The following is a 9,035-nucleotide window of genomic DNA, read 5'->3' as shown; positions in this document are numbered from 1 at the left end:
CGATGACGAGGACGACGATTTCGACGGCAAGCTCAATCGCATGATCATGGTTGTCGATGATGCCGGCCGCTGCATAGGCTGCGGAGCCTGCGGCCGCGTCTGCCCCAAGAACTGCCAGACGCATGTTGCGGCCGACGAGCTCGCAACATGATCTGGCGAAAACCAGGAGAACGGCGTTGCACTTCATCTTTTTGTCGGCTCGTGGGGCTGGTCCTGTGCAGCAATGCGTCGATGGTTTACTTCGCTTTGGATTCGATCCGTGTGGCAGTCGTCACGACGCTGGCCTGTTCGCTGCTGCTTCAGGCCTGCTATTTCGGCTGCGTGCTCTTTTTCGCGGACGTCGATGATCTGTAGAACTGTTCATTCGCTCCGCAGAGGGCCGGCGAATCCAATCTCTTCCTAAGCCCGTTGGCCGTAATCGAAAGACACGGGGCCGGCGAGTTCGTGCTCAGCTGCCACTGTGCTAGCAAGGGAACGGAATCCAATCCCGGAGCAGATGGCCAGAGTTGAGCGAAGACTGCGGTCGGAGCTCCTGCGCTTCCGGGTCTCCAAGGGGACGACTTTGCGAACCGAAGGGACTTTGAACCGTTGACGTGGCCAGCGTGCGGTAGGTTGGGCCAGCGACAGGGATCCCGGCCGGCCGGGAAGCACCGCCCTCTCAATGTGCGTTGACTTCGCTTCCTTTGGCGAAATGTGGGTAACGGCGAGGGCCGCACTCTTCCCGGGCCGTCGACATTCCCGCCCTTTTGGTGCGTGCGCCGTTAGGCGCGACAATTCGGTGCCCGCGTGTAACTGCGCGCATTCGCCGAAGCTTAGACGTGGTGCATTCCCGCTCGCCCGTTTGGCGGACAGTTCCGGCCGTGCTGGTTTTGCCGCCTAACGCCCGCCGCTCGTCACTGCCACACCCCTCTCCGGCAACGGCTCGGCGCATCGCGCAAGCCGGTTTAGCGATCAGGCCAGGCCCTTCGCGAGTTCCAACGCCTGCCGTTCGAAGAGGCGGCGGTAAATGCCACCATCGAGATTGATCAGGGCGGCATGATCGCCGTCCTCCATGATGCGGCCACGGTCGAAGACGAGCAGCCGATCGAGCGAGCGGACCGTCGACAGCCGGTGTGCGATGACGAGTGTGGTTCGGCCCACCATCAACCGATCCACCGCTTGTTGAATGAGCACCTCGGATTCCGAATCGAGGCTCGATGTGGCCTCGTCCAGAATAAGGATCGGCGCGTTCGCGAGGAAGGCGCGCGCGATCGCCACGCGCTGGCGCTCGCCGCCGGAGAGCTTCAAACCCCTTTCGCCGACCAATGTCCCATAGCCCTTCGGCAGGGGCGCGATGAATTCGTGGGCACTTGCCAGTCGTGCCGCTTGCTCGATCTCGGCCTGGCTCGCGCCAGGCCGGCCATAGGCGATGTTCTCGGCAAGCGACCTGTGAAACAGGATCGGCTCCTGCTGCACGATCGCGATCTGCGAACGAAGGGACTCTTGGGTCACCTCCGAGACGTCCTGACCGTCTATCAGGATCCGGCCGCCGCTCAGGTCGTAGAGTCTCTGGATCAGCTTCACGAATGTTGTCTTGCCGGAACCGGAGGGTCCAACCAACCCAACCCTTTCGCCAGCTTCAATCGACAGCGAACATTCGCTATAGAGCGGCAGGGGATGGTTGGCGTAGCGGAAGTGGACGTTCTCGAAATCGATACGGCCGTTCGTGATCCGGATCGGCTTGGCCTCTGGACGATCGGCAACATCCACCTGCTGATTGTGGATGGCCACCAGTTCTTCCATATCATTAACCGAGTGCTGCACGTTGCGGACATGCATGCCGGCATCACGCAGATAGCCCTGCAGGACGATGAAGGACGTGAGAACATATGCTATCTCGCCCGGCGTTGCCTGTCCATGCGACCACAGAAGCAGGGCATATCCGACCACCGCCACCCTGAGCGCAACCAAAGTTACGCCTTGGGTTGAGCCGATGATCGTTCCGCGCACCCAGCTCCGGCGCGCGCGGTGCCGCCATTTCGTCATGATATTTGCAAGCCGCTCGTCTTCGCGAACCTCTGCGCCGAAGCCCTTGACCACAGCGTTGCAACTGACCGCGTCCGCAAGCGCGCCGCTGAGCCTTGTGTCCCATCGGTTGGCAAGGCTCGCCGCTGGCGCGACATAGCCGAGCGACAGCGAAATCGAAAACGCAAGGTAGACGAGAGAGCCGCAAGCAAAGATCACGCCCATGACCGGCCAGTGCCAGCCGAGCAGCACCGTCGAGCCGATCAAGATGACAAACGACGGGAGCAGCGTGACGAGTATCGTGCTGTTGAGGAGGTCGAGCGCCCACATGCCGCGCGTTATCTTGCGCACTGTCGAGCCGGCGAAGCTGTTTGCATGCCAGTCTGTCGAAAAGCGCTGCACATGATGGAACGCTTCGGTCGCGACGTCGGAAATCATTTTCAACACCAGGTCGCTCAGGCCAATGAAGGCGACGTGGCGCATGGCAATGCCACCGAGTGCCAATGCAATCGGTACAGAGAATGCTGCAACAGCTGAATCCGAAGCTGGTGCTGCCGCATTAGCAGCACGAGAAACAGCGTCGATGAGTCGGCCAGAATAGAGCGGCATCAACACGTCAGCCAGCGTGGAGGCGAGCATCGCGGTCATGATGATCGCGAGCCGGGCCGGCTGCCTGTTCCAGAGGCGAACAGTGAAGGCGAAAACGTCGCGACAAGTGGCGCCGCGCCCATGGACGGGGAAACGTCTCATAGTTTCCAAGCGGGCGCATCAACACGCTCGGTCCCAAAGACGATAAAAGACAAAACTGGAATTTCGACCTCCCCCATAACAGCATCAATTTTGGCGGGCAGCTCTTGCCGCCTCACGACGGTGAGTTCAAAAGTCGTGCCAACTGAGCGGGAACATCCGAAGGACAAATTCAGCAGGTTACCGAGCCTGGAGAAAGTCAGCCGCCATCCAGTCGATACGATTGCTACGGCTGCTCAACTCGGGAGATTGGAAAAGAAGGTCGATGTATCGATTGAATTTTGAGCTTGTTCTTGCCTCGATCAAATAAGTACAGTTGCAATGCAGCTTTCTCAGGCCCGGCACTTAGGTGCTGATTTCAAAAGCGCGCCGCGAATACTTTCCTGCCCATATTCCGTCAATCGAATGCTCGACTGTCGGATTGTGCGCTCCCCGACACAGTGCTGTCGGTTCGCCTCCTGGGTACCTCCCCCGTCGATTGACGACCTGAAGGAGAAGCTTCGCTCGCAAGCTGGCACGACTCTTGAGGGTACTCCAGGTGGCGGAAGGAACTCCGGCTCGAGTCCCGTTGACTTCGGATGTTGCGAGGCTGGGTTGGAGCAAACTGTGCACCAATGAGAACGCAATGAAGGAGACATCATGGAACTCCGGCGGATTGCGGTGGAGTTAGACCTATTCCTCAAGATGACTGATGATGTCGCTCAATCCGAACAGTTGTTCGAACTGTTGTCTGCGTTTGCGCTGAATTTCGATTGCCCGTGGATTGCCTATGGGCCGCTCGCATCAGAGAGGGCTTTCAAGCCGAACCGGGAGGGTTCTGTGGTGATGTGGAATTATCCTGCTGAATGGCAGGAGCGCTACTCGAGAATGGGCTATGCCAAAATAGACCCCCTCATCAAGAAAGGTCGAAAGGAGGCGGGACCCTTTCGATGGAGCGAGGTGTATACTGATGAAAACATAACTGAAGATGGACGCCGCGTCTTGGACGAAGCAGCAACATTCGGCTTGAGGTCAGGCGTTACCGTCCCATTACATGGCCCTGGTGGCAGCTTTAGGTTTGTGAGTTTTGCTCAATCCTCGGACTGCGAATTGCAGAATAGAGCGATCACCTACCTGCAAATGGCCGCGCTGCGGTTTCATCGGATGGTTACGAAGTTCGACACTACGACTGCGTCGGAACGAGCTCATAACCTGTCTCCGAGAGAAATAGAGTGCATTGATTTGGTGTCACAAGGAAAATCATCTTGGGAAATAGGAACTATTTTAGGCAGATCACGAAATACGATAGATTTCCATTTAAAAAATGTAATGCGGAAGTTGGATGCGACCAGCAGAACGGTAGCTGTTGTAAAAGCTTTGAACCTTGGGATTATCCAACCGCCGTAGGTGCGCAGCTAGTTCTCCGCCCGTAGTAGCGCGCGTGATAGCCGAGACGCTCCGGCGTGCGCTCGCTCTTCGAAGCACCCAGCGCCTCGTCCATCTCGGCCTCGAGCACCTCCTGCATCACGGCGCGAATCACCTCGTGCAATCCATCCGGCTTCGAAAGCAAAATGTCGTTGACGCTGCTACGGCGGATTTATCTTCAGGCTTGGTCCTGGTGGCGATGCTGAGTTCGCTTCGCTGAGATTGGGCGGTCATGACAGGGTGGTGTTCAATGTCACCGATTCCTGGAAGAAATTACCATCCGTATTAAGCGACTGACGATGAGTGATGTGTGTCCAAAATCTGACAGCTGTCAGAAAACATTTCGGGTTCAATACAGCGGAGCGTCTTAGCCCTGTCGGGCTTTTCGAAGCCTATCTCGCAGTAACTGCGCGCCAGGCGCACTAGCTCGGCCTTTGCTGGTCGATGTGCGGCAATATAGTGTGAGGGCTGACCCGCATGAGAACACGGAACTCGCTCGATGAAGGATGATCGACGGCATCCAGAAAGCTTCTCTCCGGCGGGTTCGAGGGTGCTGCGCGCGCATCTCGGCGACGGGCCAGCGACCAACGGTTGAGGCTACATCTCCGGAGCGAGTGATGCCTCGAAAGATGCAATGCTGTCTCTGGTCCGACGCGCTGGAAGTTTGTGAAGGGTCGGCCCGGCAAATCGGTGAACCGGGCGGCTTAGGCTGCCAAAAAGGGTAGATGTCTGCGTTGCCTCGGTAGATCAGCAGGCGGTATCAGAAAGCCAAAGGCACACGCACACCATCGTGGCGCTTCGCAGGAAGTAGATGGGAGTAATCACCAGTGATTTTACCGGAACTTCGCTCAGCAAACACAGCCGGCAGGGTTTTGGAGATAACGACGACCACGGGATGCGTCGTAGGATGTTCATATTGTCCCCAGGACAAGTTCGCGGTCCGGCAAAGAAAAGTGTCTCATGCGAGTCATCTGGATCTTGAAGATTTCAAGCGGTGTCTGGCCCGCGTACCGACTTCCGTCGACATTGGTTTTGCGGGATACTCCGAACCTTGGCTCAATCCGGACTGTACCGAAATGGTGGAGCACGCCTTCGCCAAAGGCCATGGCATCAGGATTTTTACGACGCTGGTGGGAATGAACGGGCAGGACCTGCAGCGATTGCAAGCCTTGCGCTTGGGCGTATTCGTGGTCCATGTTTTCGATGACGGCACCTACATGAACAGCCGCCTGGTCGGAGACAAGTATCGCGATCTGGTTCGTCAACTCGTCGACGCGGACATCCCCTTGATCCGATTCGTGGCCTTGGGCGAGCCCCACCCAGATATAGCCGACATTATTCCTACCGAAGCCCTGATAAAAGCGCGGCCGGTGAGCAGTAGGGGTGGAAGCGTCGACCCTAAGATCGTTGCACCACGTCAGCCAGTGGTCGGAGCCCTAACCTGCGTGGACGCACGACAGTATCGGAATGTTCTTCTTCCAAACGGCGACGTTACCCTGTGCTCTATGGATTTTGAACGGCGTCACGTATTGGGCAACCTTCTATATGAGGGTTACTCCGCTCTGTTTGAAAAGCCAGTTTTTCGCGAAATCGTCGACCGCATGAATGGAGCAGATGGTTTTCTGCTTTGCAGGATGTGTGAATTCGCCGACCCAAACGACCGGACCTGAGTGCATGCCGGCCGAGAGGGCGTGCCTGGCAGTGCGGATGGCCCCACGACAGATGCACCTGCCCGCGACGCCATCGTGTTTTCACGTTACGCCAGTATGTTCCTGTAGGCGCGGCAGTGGGCCTCGAGCATTTCGGAGACGAGCTCATCGAAAGGTCTTCGCCTTCCAACCGAGCTTGTCGGCCTGCCTAGCTTGAGGTAACGCCGATCACAGGTCAACCATCGGTCGGATGGAAACAGTGTTAGTCGATCCCGATCAGAGCTTGATTGCTTACTCACGGCTCACCTCGTCAACGCCTTCACCCTCCCGGACGATCTCCTTTTCGACTCGCCTGAAGGCAGCAGCCCAGCTGCGGCCGGGGATGGTTGCCGTCGCGGTAGTGGACGTTCTCGAAACCGATGCGGCCCTTCGCCAGCGCGTCTCCCGGTTGCTTCCGCCTGGCCTACGAACGGGCTTTCCGTCAAGGGGGTCCACGGCGGCCCCGCCCTCTTGATCCGGCGGCTCGGGCCAGTCATCGCGCAAGAGATCGGAATCCGCATTCTTCTCAAAGAGAGCGTGGCTTTCGCTGTGTCATCGGTCATCAAATAGTTTCTTGAATCAGGTTGGTGTCCGCAGCCCGAGGTTGAACGGCGAATATTGATGACCGCCGCGAAGCCGCTCGCTCGCTACGGCGCTATTGAGGAGCGCGCTCGCGAGCGGCTTCGCTACCGCCGAGCGACACAACCTCTGGCGACGCGACCCTGCTGATCTCCTTGGACTCATTCATTTGTCCGGAGCGCTATGGGCAGCGAAGGGTGGGTACGTCAACTACCTGATGCCATAGTAGCGATGCTTTCGCGGAAGCTTTAGAAGCCATCCTGTTGCAGCACATTCGAAAGCATCCGAATGGAGGGCAACGCAACCCAACAATATTTGATGAGGATGCCGGCATCACCAGACCAAACCCAGACCAAACAAAGCTGCCTCCGGCATTCTGCTTCAACGTTAAGCGACGAACATCTGCCGCAAACCACTAGCCATTAAACAGCTCTCTTCTTTGAAAGACTATGTGCAGAGGACTTGATATGGACACCGACGCTTTCACGGCTCATGAATCTAACGTTCGTCGTTATTGCCGGGCGTTCCCCACCGTCTTTACGAAGGCCCTTGGGGCGACGATCTGGGACGAGACGGGTAAGCCCTTTATCGATTTCCTGGTGGGTTCCGGCGCACTCAACTACGGGCACAACAATCCGGATATTATGGCGCCAGCGATTGAATATCTCGTCGGTGAGAACATTCTTCTGTCGCTTGATATGCATACGGCGGCAAAGCGTGACTTCATTGAAGGGTTCGTCGATTGGATCCTGAAACCCAGAGGCCTTTCGTACAAGATTCAGTTTCCCGGGCCGACCGGCACGAACGCCAACGAAGCGGCGCTGGCGCTGGCGCGAAAATACACCGGCCGCTCGAGCGTCATGGCCTTTACGAATGCGTTCCACGGCATGTCGCTCGGCTCTCTAGCGGTGTCGGGCTCGGCCTCAACCAGGGAACTGGGAGGCGTCGCTCGCCACGATGTGATCCGTGTTCCCTATGACGGCTATCCGAGCCAAGCTTTCGATTCCGCCAGTTACATCGACAGCGTTTTGAGCGACCCGGGGAGCGGCATAGAAAAGCCTGCCGCAATCATTCTGGAGACCATCCAGGCCGAAGGCGGCATGAACGCCGCATCCGCAGCTTGGCTCACGGAAATTCAGCGCATTTGCCGTACGCACGGCATTGTTTTTATCGTCGACGATATTCAGGCGGGTGCGGGCCGAACTGGCGATTTCTTCTCATTCGAGTCCGCGAAAATCGAACCGGATATTGTGTGTCTTTCCAAGTCCCTAAGCGGTTCAGGTAGTCCGTTGTCCATCGTTCTGATTCGACCCGACTTGGACATATGGAAGCCCGGAGAACATAGCGGGACCTTCAGAGGCAACAATTTCGCCTTCGTGACGGCAGGAGCCATGTGCAAGATGTGGTCGGATAGGAAATTTACTGCAGGTGTCGAGCGGACAGCCGTCAGGCTGCAAACGCACCTCGATCGCCTGGTTGCGAAATTTCCAAGATACATCGAACAGAAGCGCGGCCGCGGTCTGATGGCCGGCCTGAAATGCCGTTCACCGGCAGTTGTCGGCCGCGTGCACGATGTCGCATTCGAAAATGGCCTTCTTATCGAATCCTCGGGGCCAAATCGCGACGTTATCAAAGTCCTCCCACCGATAACCATCACCGATGCCGAACTCGATCGTGGCATCACCATCCTTGAACACGCACTACAGGAGCAAGACAATGCCTAGTCAGATATCTCAAGTGCCAGCCATCTCGCCGGTTTCGATCAAAGAACGGACCGGGTCGATCAACACGGCGGAGATCATCTCGGTCCTGAAAGGTGAGCTCACCGCTCTGCACATCAAGCAAGCTTTCAGCACCGAAGTAGCCGAGGAGATCACTACGAACTTTATTGGAAGCTCTGGTCTCAGAGAGCGTAAAGATGGTGTGCCCGGACAATATGTCGGCGCATCTCACTACAGGAAGGATGCAGCCACCTATTTCGCAGACGCCGAAAACGCGCGGCCGTACGTCGATGCCCTTTTTAAGAATTTGGTTGACCCGGTTCGAGCAGTATTCAGGGCGTTGAAGCGAGAGCTTCACAACCAGGGAATCGAATTGCGGCTAGCCCGTTCCGAACACGGCCAGGCCAATGTTTGTCGCGGCCTCAGTTGGTCGGGCACAGGCACATTTTCCTTGGATCCCCACGACGACGTCGCTCAAGTCTTACGTGCTGGCGATGATTACGAGCTTTCTGCGGTGGCGCACAATACGGTCGCAGCGCTCAACCTCTATCCCAGCATGCCTGAGGAAGGCGGCAATCTGAAGCTCTGGAGCCACAAGCCGACGGTTGCGGACCGGATATCGCAAGGTGTGGAGACCACTGGATATCCCTATTCGGCAGCCTATCTGGAAGCCGTCCCTTGCCGCGAGTTCGAGCTCAAAACCGGGGATATCGCCCTAATCGATGGCGGCTTCGTTCACGGGGTTACCGGTCAATTAGGCGACGGAAAGCGTCGCCTAGTGCTGAATTGCTTTTTCGGATTTGCGCGGCCTGATCTTGTTCTCTGGTGGACGTGACGTTGGACCTCGCAGCGATCGACTGGCTTGGGCCGTGAGTTGGCGTGGCCAGGCGTG

At 57.3% G+C, this 9,035-nt stretch carries 8 protein-coding genes and 1 pseudogene; 7 read left to right on the top strand and 2 right to left on the bottom strand.

What is annotated here, in order from left to right; all coding sequences use genetic code 11:
- Both EN990_RS04110 and EN990_RS04105 read left to right on the top strand, forming a co-directional pair.
- On the top strand, positions 1-151 hold a 151-nt coding region (locus EN990_RS04110; protein WP_164748146.1), incomplete at its 5' end, for a 4Fe-4S binding protein.
- Complete coding sequence (locus tag EN990_RS04105) at positions 148-354, top strand: exopolysaccharide production repressor protein (RefSeq protein WP_082826584.1); 207 nt, start codon at positions 148-150, stop codon at positions 352-354. The genes EN990_RS04110 and EN990_RS04105, both read left to right, overlap by 4 nt.
- A 597-nt stretch (positions 355-951) precedes the next feature.
- On the opposite strand, the gene EN990_RS04100 is transcribed toward EN990_RS04105, so the two are convergent.
- Positions 952-2,754 carry an ABC transporter ATP-binding protein gene (locus tag EN990_RS04100; RefSeq protein WP_063169366.1) on the bottom strand — a complete coding sequence of 601 codons (1,803 nt, stop codon included), beginning with the start codon at positions 2,752-2,754 and terminating at the stop codon, positions 952-954.
- Between EN990_RS04100 and EN990_RS35400 the strand changes: the two genes are divergently transcribed.
- Positions 2,734-3,036, top strand: a complete 303-nt coding sequence (locus EN990_RS35400; RefSeq protein WP_127262113.1) for a hypothetical protein — start codon at positions 2,734-2,736, stop codon at positions 3,034-3,036. The genes EN990_RS04100 and EN990_RS35400 overlap by 21 nt on opposite strands.
- Before the next feature lie 354 nt (positions 3,037-3,390).
- Positions 3,391-4,137, top strand: coding sequence for a LuxR family transcriptional regulator (locus tag EN990_RS04095; protein WP_063169365.1), 747 nt, complete (start codon positions 3,391-3,393; stop codon positions 4,135-4,137).
- A gap of 16 nt (positions 4,138-4,153) precedes the next feature.
- On the opposite strand, the pseudogene EN990_RS04090 reads toward EN990_RS04095, so the two are convergent.
- A pseudogene (locus EN990_RS04090) lies at positions 4,154-4,389 on the bottom strand (transposase); the annotation flags it as partial.
- A gap of 719 nt (positions 4,390-5,108) precedes the next feature.
- Here EN990_RS04090 and EN990_RS04085 point away from each other — a divergent pair.
- The 3 genes from EN990_RS04085 (at position 5,109) to EN990_RS04075 (ending at position 8,978) form a co-directional block, all read left to right on the top strand.
- Complete coding sequence (locus tag EN990_RS04085) at positions 5,109-5,825, top strand: SPASM domain-containing protein (RefSeq protein WP_224571099.1); 717 nt, start codon at positions 5,109-5,111, stop codon at positions 5,823-5,825.
- A gap of 1,064 nt (positions 5,826-6,889) precedes the next feature.
- A complete protein-coding gene (gene ectB / locus EN990_RS04080) occupies positions 6,890-8,146 on the top strand; it encodes a diaminobutyrate--2-oxoglutarate transaminase (protein WP_063169362.1) in 1,257 nt (418 codons plus the stop codon).
- A complete protein-coding gene (locus EN990_RS04075) occupies positions 8,139-8,978 on the top strand; it encodes a hypothetical protein (RefSeq protein WP_063169361.1) in 840 nt (279 codons plus the stop codon). Before ectB ends, EN990_RS04075 begins: the two co-directional genes overlap by 8 nt.
- Positions 8,979-9,035: the final 57 nt, after the last annotated feature.

This window comes from Mesorhizobium sp. M7A.F.Ca.US.005.03.1.1 (assembly GCF_003997975.1).
Lineage (GTDB): Bacteria > Pseudomonadota > Alphaproteobacteria > Rhizobiales > Rhizobiaceae > Mesorhizobium > Mesorhizobium ciceri.
Note: the sequence above shows the minus strand (reverse complement) of the source record. Positions and strands in the feature narration are given on the sequence as shown.